This window comes from Chloroflexota bacterium, assembly GCA_015478725.1.
Classification (GTDB): domain Bacteria; phylum Chloroflexota; class Limnocylindria; order Limnocylindrales; family CSP1-4; genus C-114.
In genome coordinates this window covers 75,211-92,467 of record JADMIG010000003.1, presented here as the reverse complement: position 1 = coordinate 92,467, position 17,257 = coordinate 75,211, and the positions used below count along the sequence as shown (strand labels likewise).

Genomic DNA, 17,257 nt, shown 5'->3' with positions numbered 1-17,257 from the left:
GTGGGGTCAGAGCGGCCCGACGACCACCCGATTCCGGCCGGCGCGCTTCGCCGCGTAGAGCGCCCGATCGGCGGCGGCGATGACCTCGTCGATCGGTTCGGCCGGCGCGACGGAGACCGCGACGCCCACCGAGACCGTGACCCGTGAGCCGTGGAGGAGATCGAGGTCGAGCTCGGCGACCGCTGTCCGTACCCGTTCACCCACCTCCGCCGCGATCGACGGGCTCGGGTCCCGGAGGAGGATGGCGAATTCCTCGCCGCCGAAGCGGGCCGGCACGTCGTCCGTCCGGACAGCGGCCGCGATGGCCCCCGCGACGGACCGCAGGACCTCGTCGCCCGTAGCATGCCCGTACGTGTCGTTGAGACGCTTGAAGTGGTCGATGTCGATCATGAGGACGCCGAGTACGTCGTCCGCACGGCGCCGGCGTGCGAGCAGGCCGCAGAACTCATCGAAGTAGCGCCGATTCGGCAGCCCCGTCAGCGCGTCGGTGGACGCGCGCGCCTCCGCCGCCCGGTGCGAGTACGCCCGCTCGAGGGCGGCCGACGCCTCGACCGCGGCCCCGGCCAGGATCCGCCCGGCCGATCCCGTCCAGGGGTCCTCCGAACGCCTCGAGAGGACGATAGCGCCGACCGTTCCGGAGGACGTCACGAGCGGAGCCTCGATCGTGTGCCTGAGGCCGTACACGTCGCGGACGCGACGGGCGATGCGGGCCGCGATCCGCGCCTCAGGTCCGTCCCATGCGCCGCTCGCCGATGGCGGGACGGTCGTCGCCCCGAAGGCCCGGATGGCCGCCACGGCTCCGAGGACCCCCACAATCCCCGGCGGCGCGGCAGGTCTCCCGACGCCCACCGGCTGCAGCGTCCCCACCGGGATCGCGACCGGAAGGCGCTCGAGTCGGATCGGGTTCGCCCCCGGATCCTCGAGATCGGATCGCGGAAGGATCGTGGTCGAACTCGGGACACCGGGGCGCCGGCTGACGAGCGTCGCCTCGAGGGCGTCGGATTCCGGTCGGAGCCGAACGACGACCGTGTGGTCCGCATTCGTCCCCACGCCGAGCTCCTCCACGATCGCGTCGACGATGGCGTCCGGCGAGATGGATCGTGAAAGGCCGCGAAACACCCGGGCGAAGCTCTCCGCCTCCGATCGACGCTCGGCCTCGAGCGAGCCCACGGCCGATCGGTGCATCGCCACGGCGAACCCGGCCACCAGGACGAGGAGGCCGACGAACCAGTCGACCGGACGGGGAGTCCCGGCGAAGAGCCGGATGACGGTGACCAGCCCGAGGATGAGGAACGAACCGGAGAGGAGCCAGGAGGAGCGACGGATCGCCCGATCCTCGACGACATGATCGGACGGACGGCTCGTGGAGGCCTCGCTCACGGATCACAGCATGCGAGGTCCGGGGGCGAGGGTCCAGACGGCGAGGGGGGTACCTTTGGCGGCCCCGCATGGTACGAAGGTACCGCTCAGGCGGCGTCGCCCCGGGGGGCGGCCCGCGCCGGCTCCACGTTTCGACCGCTGTCCTTGGCCCGGTAGAGCGCCGCATCGGCGACCGCGATGAGGTCCTGACCGGTCCGTCCGGCCGCCGGGAAGGTTGCCATCCCGATGGACGCGGCGACCGGGACGGACCCCCGCGACGCGGATTCGAACGCCTGCTCACGGAACGCGGTCCGGATCCGATCGGCGACCGCTGCGGCGGCGGAGGAGTCCGTGTCCGGGAGGATGACCGCGAATTCGTCGCCCCCGTAGCGGGCCGGCACGTCCGATGCGCGAAGGGACGAGCGGATGATGTCGGCCGCCCACACGAGGACCCGGTCCCCGAAGAGGTGGCCGAAGTTGTCGTTCACGAGCTTGAAGTCGTCGAGGTCGATCATGAGGAGGCTGAGCGAGGTTCGCCCTCGCTGGGCGCGGACGATCTCTTCGCCGACCCGCTCGTGGAGAAAGCGGTGGTTGACGAACCCGGTCAGCTGGTCGTGATCGGCGAGCCGACGCGCGGTTTCGTAGAGCTTGGCGTTCTCGAGTGCCATCGCCCCCTCGTTCGCCATCGTCCGCACGAGCGCGAGGCGCCCCGGATCGAATGAAACCGCCTTCGTCGACGTGAGCTCGACGAGGCCGATGGACTCGCCCTTCGCGACGAGCGGGATCATGACGAGCGAGCGCCGGCCCTCGTCGCGGAGGATCGCGACCTCCGCCTGGTCGGCGGCTGGATCGTCGACGTCGACGAACATCGTCTCCTGGCGCTCGAGTACGCGTCGCGTGGCGGGGAATCCCACCAGCGTGTACTCCGTCTCCGGTGCGCCAACCCCGTCGCGGCTGAACGAGCCGGAGGTGAGGATCCGTTCGCCGGGCCGATCCCAGTAGCTGATCGTGCACTCGTCGACATCGAGCGCCTCCACGAGGTGCATGGCGATGAGATGGGCGACGGTCCCGGGATCGAGGCTTCGGGCGAGCTCGCTGCTCATGTCGAGGAGCCGGCGAAGCTCGCCGGCCAGGCCCTGCGTCCGGACGAGGAGCCGCGCGGATTCGACGGCCGTCGCCGCCTGATCGGCGAGGATCGTGAGGAGCTGCAGGTCCTCCTCGCCGAACTGTTCCAGTCCGAGCTTCGAGAGGGTGACCGCGCCGATGACCCGATCGTCGTAGCGCATCGGCACGACGAGCATCGATTCGTCGACATCGTCCGTGCCGGCGATCGTCACGCCCCGAGCATCGGCGTTGGCATCGCCGATGAGCAGCGCCTCTCCATGCTCCGCCACCCAGCCGGTGAAGCCCTCACCGAGGCGGGTCCGAAGGACCTCCATGTCGACCTTCTCGTACTCGCCCACCGAGCCGGCGAAGGCGATCGGGACGAGCAGATCCGGTGGCTCGAGGAGGTAGACCCGGGCGTTGTGGTAGTCGATGATCCCGCGCGTCTCCTCGACCAGGGCACGGCCCACGGACTCCACGGTGTTCTCGCGGTTCAACCGAGCCGAGGCGGCCTGGAGGACCGCCATCCGGCCGGCGCGGGCCTCCGCGCGCTGGAAGAGCTTGGCGTTCTGGATGGCGATCGAGGCGTGCGTGGCGAGCATGGAGACGAACTCCACGTCGGCGGCAGGCCAGTGGTAGGGCTCGTCCCGCACGACGCTGATGGCCCCGATCACTCGACCGTTGCCGACGAGGGGCACCACGAGATCGGCAGCGAACGGGTGCACGTCGACGTACCGGCGGTAGAGCTCCGCGGCGGGTCCGACGGCGGCGGGTCCGGCGGCGGAGACCGTGCGCACGTCGTCGCAGACCCATGGCCGTCCGCTTCGAACGACCTCGCCGAACCAGCCCTCGTTCGCAGCGATGATCGGCAGGCGGCGCGCGACGTGCGGCGCCAGCCCGGCCGTCGCGACCACCTCGAGCCTGTCGCCGTGGAGCATTCGGATCGCCACTCCGTCGCCGCCGAGCACGCGAAGGGTCTCGTCGACCACCGTCTGGATGATCTCGGTCTGATCGAATGTCCGGGTGAGCCGCCCGGCGATGTCGAGCACCGCCTCGATCCGATCACTGATGCCCTCCGCCACGGGAGCGATCGGCGGCGCGGTCGGCGCGGGGGCGGCAGCGGCGTCGGTCGGTGCGGGAGCGACGGCGGTCGGCACCTCCACGATCGCCGACCCCGGGGCGTCGGGTCGCGCGTGCGGCGGCGCGAGGAGACCGCCGAGGGCCCGGAACCCGGCTCGGACCGGATCGAGATGCGCGCTCATGTGGATCGCAGCGTGTCACCTCTGTGGTGCGCCTACGCCTCCGCTGATGTACCACACTGGTGGGTCCGAACGTACCCCGCTTCACGGCGCGTCGCAAGCCGGCGCGCGGCGGGCAGGGGACGTTCGCGGGAGCGGCCGCTCGCAGGCCCGGCGGGCAGGGACCCGCCAGGTGAAGAGTTGTTCATCCGTGAATGGTTCACCGATGCACGATCCTGCGACCCCTCGCAAGCTCGGCGCGCCACCGAGGTGCGGCTACCTTGCGAGCCTCCGGTGCTCGCGGCTACACTCGACGCGGCTCCCGTCGAGCGCGGCTCGCTCCGCCGCGTGCCGTTCGTCGGAGTCGCCCACGTCGTTCGGAGGACCCTCTGCCGGTGGAGACCGGACCCAGTACCGGACCCGAGAGCCCCCGCGTCAACGCTCGAGCCCGCGCGCCATGGACACCCACCCGATCCGTCCACGCTGACGGCTGAACCGCCACCCGGCCCGATCCCGGCCGGCGGCGGACCGGCCACCCCGGCGGGACGGACCCGCCCGCGAGGTGGCACATGCTGTATCTGAGCCAGGCCATCGGCCGGCCCGTCCAGGATCGGCAGGACGAGCCGATGGGCCGCATCGCCGATCTCATCGTCGCCGTCGGCGACCGCTATCCGCCGGTCACCGGCCTCGTCGTGCAGACGGACCGTCGCCGCATCTTCGTGCCGTGGTCGTCCGTCGCCCGGCTCGACGCGTCCGGCGCCCAGCTCCGGACCCGCACGATCGACATCGACAAGTTCCGCCAGCGCCCGAACGAGATCCTCCTCCGGGCGGACCTCATGGACAAGCAGATCGTCGACATCGACGGCCGGAAGGTCGTCCGGGTCAACGATCTCCGCCTCGACGAGGTCGGTGGGGCGTGGCACCTCGTCGCGGTGGACGTCGGCGGGGCCGGACTCCTTCGCCGCCTCGGCATCGAGGGCCCGTTCCGGACGATCGCCCGCAACCTGAGCCGACCGGTCCCCGAGAAGTACATCGACTGGGAGGACGTGGACCCGGTCGAGACCTCGATTGCCTCGATCAAGCTCCGCGTCCCGCACCAGGGCCTCGCCGAGCTCCACCCGGCGGACCTCGCGACGATCCTCGACCAGCTCGCCCCGCGCGACCGGGCCGGCGTCCTCGCCTCCCTCGACGATGAGGCGGCCGCCGACGCGATCGAGGAGATGGAGCCGGAGAGCCAGGTCGAGGTCCTCGAGGACCTGAGCCCCGAGCGGGCGGCGGACATCCTCGAGGAGATGAGCCCGGACGACGCCGCCGATCTCGTGGCGGATCTCGACGAGATCACCCGCGATCGCATCCTCGCCCACATGGAATCCGACGAGAAGGCCGAGGTCGAGGAGCTCCTCGGCTATGCCGAGGACACGGCCGGCGGGCTCATGACGACCGAGTTCGTCTCGGTTCCGGCGACCCTCACCGCGGCCGAGACGATCGACCGCCTGCGCGAGCTCGAGCCGGACGCCGAGACGATCTACTACGTCTACGTGGCGGACGAGGAGGGACGGCTCGTTGGCGTCCTCTCCCTGCGCGACCTCATCGTCGCTCGCCCGGAGGCACAAATCGCTGATGTCATGATCCGCGAGCCGGCCGCAGTGCGGACGTCGGACGATCGGGAGCACGTCGCCGAGATCGTCTCGCGGTACAACCTCCTCGCCGTCCCCGTGGTCGATCCCGACGAGCGTCTGGTGGGGATCGTCACGGTGGACGACGTCATCGAAGCGGTGGTCCCCGACTCCCGAACGCGGCTGCCCCTCCGGCCCGGCAGTCGTGGCGGAGGGACGGCGTGACCGGCGCCGAGCCGAACGGCGGCTCCGAGCTGACCGGCGCCGAGCCCGGTCCGGGTGGGTCCCACCTCGGGCGCATCGGCCCGAACGTCGATTCGGCACGTCGCCGCGTCCTGCCCGCGTTCCGGCGGACGCCGGCATGGCGGATCCGGTTCGCGGCCGTCCTCGGCGTTCTCGGTCCGGGGCTCGTCAGCGGTTTCGCCGACAACGACGCGGGCGGCATCGCGACGTATTCGCTCGCCGGGATCCAGTTCGGCTACGCCCTCCTGTGGGTCATCCTCGCGAGCCAGATCGCTCTCTTCTTCACCCAGGAAGTGGGGGCCCGGCTCGGCCTCGCGACCGGTCAGGGCCTGACCGGCCTCACGCGCGAGCGGTTCGGCGTTCGCTGGGCGACGTTCTTCGTCATCACCATGCTCGTCGCGAACCTCGGCACGATCATCGCCGAGTTCGCCGGCATCGGCGCCGCCCTCGGCCTCTTCGGCGTGCCGATCCCGGTGAGCGCGGCCCTCGCCTCGGTCGCCGTGGTGGCCCTCATCTCGCGCGGCAGCTACGGCCGGGTCCAGTGGGCCTTCGTCGGGATCGGGGTGGCGGTCTCAGTCGCGTATATCGTCTCGGCCATCCTGTCGCGACCGGACTGGGGCGCCGCCGCGTCGGCGCTCGTCGTCCCGCACCTCTCCGCGGCCCCGGCCTACTGGCTCGCCGTCGTCGGCACGGTCGGGACGACCATCACGCCGTGGGGCCAGGCGTTCATCCAGGCGTATGTCGTGGACAAGCGCCTCGGTCCCGAGGACATCAACACGACCCGCCTCGATGTCGGCCTCGGCTCGCTCATCACGAACGTCGTCGCCGGGTTCATCGTGGTGGCCTGTGCGGCGACGCTGTGGGCGTCCGGCCAGACGGGCATCACAGACGTCGCCCAGGCCGCCCGGGCGCTCGGGCCGCTGGCCGGCGACGCCGCGACGGTCCTCTTCGCCGTCGGCCTCCTCGCCGCCTCACTGCTCGGCCTCGGGGTCGTGCCACTCGCCAGCGCCTACACGGCGTGCGAGGCGTTCGGCTGGGAGACCGGCGTGGACTGGCGCTGGCGCGAGGCGCCGGCGTTCTACGGCCTGCTCGCCTTCTTCATTGGGTTCGCGGCCCTCTTCATCCTCATCCCGGGGCTCCCGCTCATCCAGGTCCTCTACCTCTCGCAGGTCCTCAACGGCCTGCTCCTGCCGTTCATCCTCGTGTTCGTCATGCTCCTCGCGTCCGACCGGCGCATCCTCGGCGACCTCGCCAGTGGCCGCTGGCTCCTCGGGATCGGCTGGTCGATCACGGTGGTCATCGCGGTCATGTCCGTCGTCCTCGTCTGGGCGACGGTCAGCGGGACCGCCTGACGAGCGACTGACCGCGATCGCCTGACGACCGATCGACCGCGGCCGCCTACGGGCCGAACACCCCGAGCGTCACCCACCGGCCCGCGACGGCCGCGAGCGCGGGGGGCAACGCGGTCCGGACGGCACCCCAGGCGTGGCCGAGGTTGGTCGGCAGGAGCAGGTAGGGGTAGCCGTTCGCCCGCAGCGCCGCCCCGAACGCGTCGAACTGCGAGCCGTAGAACGGCTCTGCCGAATCGCCCGAGGCGACGAAGTAGAGCGACCGTCGGGTGGTCTGCGGCAGCATCGAGAGGAGCTGGATCGGGGAGTGGTCGGCGATCGCCGCCGCGTCACCGCCGTACGGCCGCCAGGCGTTGAGTGTGGGCCCGGACGAGATCGCGGCCTGGTAGTAGCCGCTGAAGGAGATCGCCTGACCGAACACGTCCGGGTGGCGGAGGAGGAGCATCGGGGCGCAGAAGGCGCCGCTCGAGAATCCGAACAGCGCCCGGGCGGCCGCTCTCGGGATCGTCCGGAAGGTCGAATCCATGTAGCGAACGACGGTCGACGAGAGGTAGGTCTCGATCTGTTGACGCCCGTCCGACGAGTTCACGCACTCCGTGTCGGGTATCGGCGCGCCGTTCGTCGCCGCGAAGGCGACGATGACCGGCGGGATCCGACCCTCGGCGATGAGGGTGTCGAGCATTCCCGCGAACTGGATCGAGCGGTTCCACAGCTCGAACGACCACGGAACCTCGTAGATGACGGGGTAGGAGCGGGTCGAGGCGTCATAGCCCGGTGGCAGGTAGACCGTGAGCGTGGCGTACGGATCGGCACCGCTCGTCCACGGCGGCGGCAGATGGATCTTCGCGATGAGGCGGCCGCTGCCAGACGGGAGACTCGCCAGCCACGGCCGGGCGGAGCTCGTCGCGCCGGGGCCGCTCGAGACCGGCGGCAGGAGGCCGGAGGGCAAGGACGTTGGGGCCGCCGACGCGGTCGCGCCGGGTCCGCCCGCGCTCGCCGACGGACCGACGTTCGCCGAGGGGCCGACGCTTGGGTACGGCGAGCCGGGGAGATACCCGCCCCCGGTCGCGCCGCCGGGAGCCGCCGAGGGCGCTGGCGAGCCTCCCGCGCCACCCGCTCCCCCACCGAACAGCCCGATCGCCGGTGGTCCGCCGACCCGCATGTCCGCATCCGGGGCGTAGTTGAACATGTCGCCGAGCACCGGCACCGCGACCGCCACGACGATGCCGAGGACGAGGGTGAGGAACGGTCGCCAGATCCCGACGCCGCGGACGGTGCGGGCACGGACCGCCGCGACGGCGACGGAGACCGAGGCGGCCACGGCGGCCCGAACCTCGCCCGCGACGACCGCGGCCGCCCACGAGGCCGCGAGCCCACCGAGGACGAGGGCGAGCAGCGTGAGCGACCAGCCGACGGGCGAGAAGTGCCCCTGGTCGCCACCGGACGCCATCGCCGCCCGAGTCTCGGTGAGGAACGTCTGGCTGAAGAGGGCCGCCGCGGCGGCCAGGCCGAGCAAGGTCGCGGCGAGCCGTCGATCCACGACAAGGGTCCCGACGGCCGCGCCGATCGCTCCGGCGAGGAGTGCCGTGATCAACTCCGCCCGATCCGGGTCGAACCCCATGATGACGAGCGTGTCGTGGGTGCCGAGGAGGGCCCCGGTCGCCGCCATGAGGGCGACCATCGCGGCACCGACGGCCACCGTCACGAGCGGCAGGAGGGGGATGAGGCGGGAAAGGCTGGCGCGCAGCGTTCGTGCTCCTGGCGTCGCCGCCGGTCCGCGAGGCGGTCGCTCGAGTCGACCGACGGGCTCGAACGATACACCGGCTCCCCGAATCGATGGTCCGGCCGTTCCCCCGCTATGCTGCCGCGCGATGCACCCCCCGTCGACCCGAACGCCTCGCCGCCGCACGCTCGCCGGCCTCGCCGCCGTCGCGATCGCCATCGGCGCGCTCGTCGGCACGGTCGGGGTCCTCACCCGGACCGAGCAGGCCACGCCCGCGGGACCGCCGACCTTCCCGCCGATCCCGTCGTTCCCGTCGGTCGCCGTCCTCCCGCCCGGCGCCACCCCCGGCCTCGCGGCGACGATCCCGCTCGATCGTCCCGTCTTCCCGTACGTCGGCGACGCGCCGTGGCAGCTGCACCAGCTCCAGGGTGGTGGCCGCGTGGTCGAAGGGTTCGCCTCGCGACCGTCATATCTGCCCGGCGAAACGCTGCGCCTCGCGGTGAGCACGACCGCTTCCACGTACGCCGTGACGATCTTCCGCGTGTCGGGCACCGCTTCGGCCGAGAACCCGTTCGTGGAGGTCGTCCGCCTCGCGTCCCAGCCGGGCGGCCGCCAGGGGGCGCCGATCGTCGACCCGGTGACGAGGATGGTGAGTGCACGGTGGTCGTTCACGACGACCTTCGTCATCCCGTCCGACTGGCCGTCCGGGATGTACCTCGCCCGGCTCGAGAGCGGCGAGAACGTCCAGTCGTACGTCCCGTTCGTCGTCCGGAGCCGCGTGGCGACCCGCTACCTGCTCGTCTCGAGCGCCCTGAACTGGCAGGCCTACAACCCGTGGGGCGGCTCGGACCTCTACCGGACGAAGGTCGGCCAGCCCATCCCGGGCGTCAACCGGGCGCTCGCCGTCTCGTTCGATCGACCGTACGCCGCCGACGGCGGCGCCGGCCAGCTCTTCTTCCTCGAGCTGCCGATGGTCGCGTGGATGGAGCGGCAGGGACTCGACGTGAGCTTCACGACGGACTACGACCTGTCCGTCGCGCCCGAAGCCCAGCCGCTGCCGCGCGCGGTCCTCTTTAACGGCCACAGCGAGTACTGGGGCGTGCCGCTCCGCCTCTGGCTCGAGCGCCATGTGCTCCAGGCCGGTGACATGGGGCTCGGCGTTTTCGCCGCCGACACCGGCTACTGGCCTGTCGCCCTCATCGGGACGAGCGCCGACGGTCCACGGACCGTGACCTGCTACAAGAACGGGCCGCTGCCGGGCGGACTCGCGGACGGCGGGCCGACAGTGGGCGGGCCGACGGACGGCGGCACGGGGGCGAGCGAGCCGGCCGCGGCGAGTCCGGAGGGATCGAACCCGCCGGGCATCGAGAACGAGGGGGCGGCCGGCGCCGCGATCGCGTCGTTTCCACCGAATGGCCCCTACCTCGGGCCGTACGTGGGCCGGTTCCAGGCGCGTTCGCTCTTCGGGGTCGCCTACCAGCATGTGACGACGGCGATGGCGGCGTACACCCTGACCGACCCAGTTCCCGAGCCTGCCCTGCTTGCCGGCACCGGGATCGCGCCGGGATCGCCACTCGGCTTCTTCGCCGGCGGCGAGGTGGATGCGACCGGCGGCGCGGCCGGCGGCGCGAACGGCTCGAACGCGGCGATCGTCGCCGGCGCGTACGGCATCCCGTCGCGAGGCGGCGTCACCTCCTCGGCGGAGGCCGTCTACCGCGTCCTGCCCAACGGCGCCCGGATCTTCGCCAGCGGCACGTTCTACTGGGGCTGGGCGCTCGACCCCCGCTTCGCCGCCGGCCACAACGTCGTATCCGGCTTCGGTCGACTGACCCAGAACATCCTCGAACTCCTCGCCCGGTAGCCGCCGCCCGCGCTGTCGCGGCCGCTGAAGGCACCGGGCGCGGTTGCCGGAACGCAGGATCATCAATGCCACGATTATCCGGGGCCTGGGCCTCCGGATAGGGGGCCGGGCGGCCGGGCGGGGTCACGGGGATGGGCATCGAGGCGCAGCGAGCTCGGAGCGCCGTGCGTCCGCCATGCGCAACTGACCACGAACGTCGTCGCGGGCAGGCTGCTTAGTGCACCTGAGCGTTTCGGCTAATCGTCGGGCCGATATCGATGCACTCGTCGCCACCACTCGCGTGCCGGACCCCCGCCGCGCGGCCGCCGCGCGGCCGCCGCCCGCATCCTCGCGGATTCACGAGCCATTCATCGTCCGTTGCCTAGGCTGCGAACAACGCGCCCGGGATGGATCCCGGTCAGGCCGATGTTCGAGCACCTTGGAGCGGGTCCCAAAATGAAGCTGAAAGCCGCAATTGCGGTCGTCCTCCTCGCGATAGCGGTCGCGGCCGTCGGGTCGGTGTTCGCATCGCCCTTCGGTCCGGCGCCCGCCCAGTACCTGACCGCGGCGGTCGTGAAGACGACGGTCGCCCAGCAGATCGTCGCGAGCGGATCCGTCCGCTCCGCCGCGACCTACGACCTCGCCTTCGGGGCGAGCCCGGTCCTTGAGCTCGGCGCTCCCGCCGCCGGTGGAGCGGGCGGCGCCGTGTGGCTCGTGAGCACGGTCGTCGTGAAGACCGGCGACCGCGTGACCCGGGGTGCCGTCCTCGCCACCGCCGACACTGCCGCGGCGACTGCCTCCGTGCAACTGGCGAAGGCCGGCCTCGCCGCCGCGAAGGCGCGCCTCGCGGTCGACGGCGCCGGGCCGACCGCCGCGGATCGGGCAGCCGCCTACGACGCGATCCTCCAGGCACAGCAGCAACTCGATCTCGCCCGCCAGACGGGCACGGTGACGAGCCAGCAGAGCTCCCTCCAGGTGCGGCAGGCGGAGGCGGCTCTCGTGGCGGCCAGGGCGAAGCTCGCCGCCGATCAGACGGCCGGCCCGGTCACCTCGACGATCCAGGCCGACCAGGCCGCGGTCCTCGCCGCCCAGCAGCAGGTCGACACCCTCACGCTCGAGAACCGCGCAGCGGCCACCCAGGCAGGCGGTGCAGCGCAGGCGAGTGCCCTCAAGGTCAGCCAGGCACAGGCCGCCCTCCAGGCAGCGGCGGCCCAGCTTGCCGCCGACCAGGCCGCCCACGCGTCGGCGGCCACGATCGCCACCGATCGTGCGGCCGTCGCCCAGGCCCAGACGGCACTCGACGCAGCCAATCTCGATCTCTCCACCGCGAGCGCGTCGTCCAGCCAGGCCGCCCAGCTCAGTGCGCTCAAGCTGACCCAGGCCCAGCAGGCGCTCCAGGCCGCCCAGGCCAGGCTCGCCGCGGACCAGGCCGCCGGCCCGCCGGTCGCGACGATCCAGTCCGACCAGGCGGCGATCGCCACCGCCCAGGCACAGCTCGATAGCCTCAGGCTCTCCATCAAGTCATCCGCCACCCAGGCCAGCGGCCAGATCTCGTCCGCCGCGCTGTCCCTCTCGATCGCCCAGAACGGCTACGCGAGCAAGGTCGTCGGCGCGACCGCGGCCACGATCAGCACCGACCAGTCGGCCGTCGCCGGCGCCCAGGAGACGCTCCGCCTCGCCCAGCTCACCCTCGACGGAGCGACCCTCCGGAGCCCGGTGGACGGGATCGTCGTGGCGGTCAATGTCGTCGCCGGTGCGGCCGCGCCGGCGGGCCTCGACGTCGCCGTCTCCGCCGCGTCGCTCCAGGTCACGGCCACCGTCACGGAGACGGACCTGCCCTCGCTCAAGCTCGGCCAGAAGGCGGACGTCTCGCTCACCGCGCTCGGTACCACCGCGACCGCCACCGTCCTGTCCATCTCGCCGACCGGCTCGATCCCCGGGTCCGGTGGCGTCGTCACCTACCCCATCGTGCTCGCTCTCGCCACGCCGCCAGCGGGCACATTCTCCGGGATGAGCGCCCAGGTCACGATCATCACGGCCCAGGCGACGAACGTCCTCGCCGTGCCGTCCATCGCCCTCAACGGCGGGACCGGCCAGTACACGGTCCAGGTGCTCGACGCATCCGGGAAGCCACAGAATCGGCCGGTCCAGGTGGGGCTCATCACCGGGACCCTGGCGGAGATCACGTCCGGCCTGGCGGTCGGCGACCTCGTCGTCACCGGGACCGTCGCTCCGCTCTCGGGCACGAACACCTCCGGTGGCGGACTGCCGGGGCTCCTCCCCGCGGCTCCTGCCGGCGGCGGCCAGGGGGGTGGCTGACGATGAGCGCGCCGATCATCACCATCGATGGCATCAGCCGGATCTATCGGACCGGGCGGATCGACGTGGCGGCCATCCGCCGCATCGACCTCGTCATCCGCGAGGGCGAGTTCGTCGCCATCGTGGGGCCGTCGGGCTCAGGCAAGACCACCCTCATGAACATCCTCGGCTGTCTCGACCGCCCCACCACCGGCCGCTACGTCCTCGCCGGCACGGCCGTGGCGGACCTCGACGACGACGGGCTCGCCGCCCTCCGCAGCCGCGAGATCGGGTTCGTCTTCCAGTCCTACAACCTGCTGCCCCGGATGTCCGCGCTGGACAACGTCGCGGCGCCGCTCATCTATCAGGGTGTGCGGCGTCATGAACGCGAGGCCCGGGCACGAGCCGCCCTCGAACGACTCGGCCTCGGCGATCGCCTCGATCACGAGTCCACGGAGCTGTCCGGCGGACAGCAGCAGCGGGTGGCGATCGCCCGGGCCATCGTCACCGAGCCGGCGATCGTCCTCGCGGACGAGCCGACCGGCAACCTCGACGGCGCGAGCGGCGCCGAGGTCATCGACCTCCTCCATGAGCTCCACCGATCGGGCCGGACGATCATCCTCATCACCCACGAGGCGGAGATCGCCGCGGCAGCCGAACGCCAGGTTCACGTCCGCGACGGGCGGCTGGTCGCATGAATTCGCTCGATCTCGTCCGCCTCGCGCTTTCGCGGCTCCGATCCAACCGCCTGCGAGCCGTCCTCACGATGCTCGGCGTCATCATCGGCGTCGCCTCCGTCGTCTCCCTCGTCGCCGTCGGCGACGGCACCACCCGCGGCATCACGACCCAGCTCCAGAGCCTCGGCACGAACCTCCTCACGATCAACCCGGGCCGGGCCATCAGCGGAGCGAACGCCGGCGAGCCCGGATCGTCCACCTCGCTCACCCTCGCCGATGCGGCGGCGGTGGGCCAGATCCCGGGCGTGGTGGCGGTCGCCCCGGAGATCGCCACGACGCTGCCGGCGATCGCCGGCACGAAGAACACGACGACGACGATCGTCGGCACGACGCCGTCCTACGCCCTCGTCCGCAACCAGAGCGTCTGGCTGGGATCCTTCCTCAGCCCGGTGACCCAGTCGCTCTCGCTGCGGGTGGCGGTCGTCGGGGCGACGACGGCCACGAACCTGGGGCTCGGGGCGAACTCCGTCGGGACGGACATCAAGATCGGCGGCATCCCGTTCCGCGTGATCGGCATCCTCCAGCCCAAGGGCGGCTCCTCCGCCCTCAACCAGGACGACCAGATCGTCGTCCCGCTGTCCACCGTGCGATCCGAGTTCGTCGGTGGGATCAGCGTCCGCACGATCGGCGTCAGCGTTGCTTCCGTGGGCCAGATGGATGCGGTGACCGCAGCGATCACGACGATGCTCCAGGGCCGGCACGGGATCCTGCCTGGCCACCCGCTCGACTTCGCCATCGCCAACCAGGCGCAGCTCCTCGGTGCCGTCTCCTCCGTCTCGACGCTGCTGGCCGTCCTCCTCGCCGGGATCGCCTCCATCTCGCTCGTCGTCGGCGGCATCGGGATCATGAACATCATGCTCGTCTCCGTCCGCGAACGGACCCGCGAGATCGGGATCCGCAAGGCGATCGGCGCCCGGAGCCGGGACATCCTTCTCCAGTTCCTCATCGAGGCGCTCACGCTCTCGGTCCTCGGTGGCGCGATCGGGATCGTCCTCGGCCTCGTCATCTCGGCCGTGATCGGCCAGATCGCCGGCTGGGGGTTCGTCTTCAGCCCACTCATCCTCATCGTCGCGGCCGCCTTCAGCGCGGTCGTCGGCGTCGTCTTCGGGGTCTGGCCGGCGCGCCAGGCCGCCCTTCTCGACCCCATAGCCGCACTTCGATACGAGTAGGAGGCCCAACCCATGTCAGGTCCGTTCGAACCCAGTGCCAGCGTCCCCACCGAGCCGGTCGTCGCGACCGAGCCGGTCACGCCCGACGAACCCATCCTCCCGGCCAGACCCGCCCCGCGGCGGCGGAGCCGGATCGATCTCGTCCTTGCCCTCGCGGGGATCCTCGCCCTCGGCGGGATCGCCTTCGCCGGCGGACGGTACACCGCACCGGCGGCCGCGACAGCGGCTGACCAGAACTGCGGTGCGGGAGGCGGCGGCCCCGCGGCGTCCGGTGCCCCCGCAGTGCCGGACAACGGCGGCCAGCCGGCCGGCGGTGGCGGCTGAGACCCTGACCGGCGGGTCCGGGGCGGCTGTCATCCGCACCATGGCGCTCGAGATCGGCGGTCCGGCCGGCCGGACCGCCGAAGCGGCCGTCCCGCGGCTGGCCGAAGCGGCCGCCGTGCAACTCGCCGGCAGACCGCTCGGAGGCCTCGTGGACCATCGGTGGGATGAGCGTGAGCTGGTCCGACGATGCGCGGAAGGCTCCGCGTCGGCGTACGGCGAGGTCATCCGCACCCACCGACCGCGCCTCTACCTCATGGCCTACCACCTGACCGGCGCTCGGGGGACCGCGGAGGACGTCGTGGAGCAGGCGTTCGTCGTCGCCTTCCGCTCACTCGAGCGCAGCGATCCGCGACCGTCTCTCGAGCTCTGGCTCAACACGATCGTCCTGCGGACCGCGTCCCGGACGGTCGCCCACCGCGACGGGGCGGCCGCGACGCTGCCGAGCGCCGACCTCGCTGGCGCCCTGGTCGAGCTGCCGTTCAAGTATCGTGTAGCCGTCGTCCTGCGCCACATCGTCGGCCTTCCGAGCGCCGAGGCCGCGCGCGAGCTCGACCTGTCGCTCGAAGCCTTCGGGAGACACCTCCTTCACGGGACCTGGCTCATTCAGACCGCCATGGCCGACCGTCTTGGGCCAGCGGACAGCGATGACCTCGAGATCGCGCCTCCCCACGACGAAACCGGAATCAGATCGAAGGTGAACGGATGATCGCCACGCACCACGCCCCCTCTGTGCTGCTCACGGACGAGCCGACCCGTCCGGACGAGGTGCGCCCGCGTCCAGCGCGACGGGGGCGCCTTCGGATGGCTGGTCCGCTCGTCGCGACTCTCCTCGCGGTCGCGGCCTGCGGCAGTCCCGCAGCTGGGACGCCGTCCGCGGGTGTGGGCGGGTCGGCTGCCAGGTCGGGGAGCCCGAGCAGCGTCATCGGCGGCCTCATCGGCAGTTCGCCGGGCACAGGCGCCGGTGCGGGCGCATCGGGGGCGGGCGCATCGGGCCCCGTCGCCACGCCGATCCCACTCGGCGTCACGAGCGTCGCCGCGCCCTTCGCCGCCTCGCTCCTCATCGCCGATCGGGGGAATGGTCGCCTCCTCGTCATCTCGAACAGCGGCCGGATCCTCTGGAAATTCCCGGTCGCCGGGAGCCTCCCGAAGGGCCAGGCGTTCGCCGCGGACGACGCGTTCATCTCGCCGGACGGCAAGACGATCGTCACCAACGACGAGGATCACCAGGTGATCAACCGGATCGACATCGCCACCCGGAAGGTGATCTGGCAGTACGGCACGTACAACCGGGCGGGTTCGGGGAAGGGCCAGCTCCACACGCCGGATGACGCGTATCCCCTCGCCAACGGGGACATCATGGTCGCCGACATCGGCAACTGCCGGATCCTCCAGATCGCACCGGACAAGACGATCCGCCGGATGTGGGGCCGGACCGGCGTCTGCGTCGCGAACGCCCCGCATACCTACGGCGCACCGAACGGCGCGACCCCGCTCCCGGACGGCGGCGTCCTCATCACCCAGATCCGGGGGGCGCGGGTCACCCGGTTGAACGCCGCCGGCAAGGTCATCTTCGACATCCACGTGCCGCTCTTCTACCCCTCCGACGCGCAGCTCGACGCGAACGGCAACGTCGTCGTCGCCGACTATCACAGCCCGGGTGCGGTCATCGGCATCAGCCCCAAGGGCAAACTCCTCTGGCGCTATGCCCCCACGAGCGGGCCCGGACGGCTCGACCATCCGAGCCTCGCCACGCCGCTGCCGAACGGCCTCGTCTCCATCAACGACGACGACCGCCAGCGGATTGTGGTCATCGATCCACGGACCCTCCGAATCGTCTGGCAGTACGGGCACACGGGTCGGACCGGCACCGCGCCGGGCTATCTCAGCGACCCGGACGGTCACCAGCCGATGCCACCCGGCCTCTTCTGAGAGGGGTCCGCGCGGCGCGGGCGGGCGGACGCGGCCCCCAGGTCATCAGCACCACGACTAACCCGAACTTCCAACGCCCGGCGGGCAGACGCCTCGCCGGAGCGATGCCGATGCACCCGGCCGGTGCCGATCCCGTCCGCGGAAGACCGACCTCGGGGCGCGACCGCCTGCGCCGGCCCCTCGAGTTGGCGCGTCGGCGTTGGGTCGCTCGACTGACGTCCCGGATCCCGCTCGGACCTGCCGCTCTCGTCGAGAGCTTGCCGGTTCGCGGCAGTTTTCGAGCCGGTTAATCGTGGGGCTGATGTTCGCGTCGATCGCGCGAACGGCG

The 17,257-nt window shown here is 71.8% G+C and carries 12 protein-coding genes; 9 read left to right on the top strand and 3 right to left on the bottom strand.

The features are described 5' to 3' along the window. Positions 1 to 6 precede the first annotated feature (6 nt). Both IVW53_04400 and IVW53_04395 read right to left on the bottom strand, forming a co-directional pair. Positions 7 to 1,380, bottom strand: a complete 1,374-nt coding sequence (locus IVW53_04400; GenBank protein MBF6604806.1) for a GGDEF domain-containing protein — start codon at positions 1,378 to 1,380, stop codon at positions 7 to 9. An 86-nt stretch (positions 1,381 to 1,466) separates the two neighbouring features. Further along, a complete protein-coding gene (locus tag IVW53_04395) occupies positions 1,467 to 3,725 on the bottom strand; it encodes a diguanylate cyclase (protein ID MBF6604805.1) in 2,259 nt (752 codons plus the stop codon). A gap of 545 nt (positions 3,726 to 4,270) precedes the next feature. On the opposite strand from IVW53_04395, the gene IVW53_04390 reads away from it, so the two are divergent. Both IVW53_04390 and IVW53_04385 read left to right on the top strand, forming a co-directional pair. Beyond that, a complete protein-coding gene (locus tag IVW53_04390) occupies positions 4,271 to 5,542 on the top strand; it encodes a CBS domain-containing protein (GenBank protein MBF6604804.1) in 1,272 nt (423 codons plus the stop codon). After that, complete coding sequence (locus tag IVW53_04385) at positions 5,539 to 6,912, top strand: Nramp family divalent metal transporter (GenBank protein MBF6604803.1); 1,374 nt, start codon at positions 5,539 to 5,541, stop codon at positions 6,910 to 6,912. Before IVW53_04390 ends, IVW53_04385 begins: the two co-directional genes overlap by 4 nt. Positions 6,913 to 6,958: 46 nt before the next feature. Here IVW53_04385 and IVW53_04380 read toward each other — a convergent pair whose 3' ends face one another. After that, entirely contained in the window at positions 6,959 to 8,608 is a 1,650-nt protein-coding gene (locus IVW53_04380; GenBank protein ID MBF6604802.1) for a hypothetical protein, read from the bottom strand. Positions 8,609 to 8,780: 172 nt separating this feature from the next. Between IVW53_04380 and IVW53_04375 the strand changes: the two genes are divergently transcribed. The 7 genes from IVW53_04375 to IVW53_04345 all read left to right on the top strand — a co-directional run bounded on the left by IVW53_04375 (position 8,781) and on the right by IVW53_04345 (position 16,929). Further along, positions 8,781 to 10,493 carry a hypothetical protein gene (locus IVW53_04375; GenBank protein MBF6604801.1) on the top strand — a complete coding sequence of 571 codons (1,713 nt, stop codon included), beginning with the start codon at positions 8,781 to 8,783 and terminating at the stop codon, positions 10,491 to 10,493. A 435-nt stretch (positions 10,494 to 10,928) separates the two neighbouring features. Further along, on the top strand, positions 10,929 to 12,791 hold the full coding sequence (locus tag IVW53_04370; GenBank protein ID MBF6604800.1) for an HlyD family efflux transporter periplasmic adaptor subunit: 1,863 nt from the start codon (positions 10,929 to 10,931) through the stop codon (positions 12,789 to 12,791). A gap of 2 nt (positions 12,792 to 12,793) precedes the next feature. Further along, positions 12,794 to 13,468 (top strand): ABC transporter ATP-binding protein, encoded by a 675-nt coding sequence (locus IVW53_04365; protein ID MBF6604799.1) that lies wholly within the window; start codon positions 12,794 to 12,796, stop codon positions 13,466 to 13,468. Then, positions 13,465 to 14,676, top strand: a complete 1,212-nt coding sequence (locus tag IVW53_04360; GenBank protein MBF6604798.1) for an ABC transporter permease — start codon at positions 13,465 to 13,467, stop codon at positions 14,674 to 14,676. Before IVW53_04365 ends, IVW53_04360 begins: the two co-directional genes overlap by 4 nt. Before the next feature lie 12 nt (positions 14,677 to 14,688). Then, positions 14,689 to 15,000, top strand: coding sequence for a hypothetical protein (locus tag IVW53_04355; GenBank protein ID MBF6604797.1), 312 nt, complete (start codon positions 14,689 to 14,691; stop codon positions 14,998 to 15,000). Next, positions 14,990 to 15,706: an RNA polymerase sigma factor gene (locus tag IVW53_04350; protein ID MBF6604796.1), complete on the top strand. Its 717-nt coding sequence runs from the start codon at positions 14,990 to 14,992 to the stop codon at positions 15,704 to 15,706. The genes IVW53_04355 and IVW53_04350 overlap by 11 nt, the downstream gene beginning before the upstream one ends. Further along, positions 15,703 to 16,929, top strand: coding sequence for a hypothetical protein (locus tag IVW53_04345; GenBank protein ID MBF6604795.1), 1,227 nt, complete (start codon positions 15,703 to 15,705; stop codon positions 16,927 to 16,929). The genes IVW53_04350 and IVW53_04345 overlap by 4 nt, the downstream gene beginning before the upstream one ends. Positions 16,930 to 17,257 lie beyond the last annotated feature (328 nt).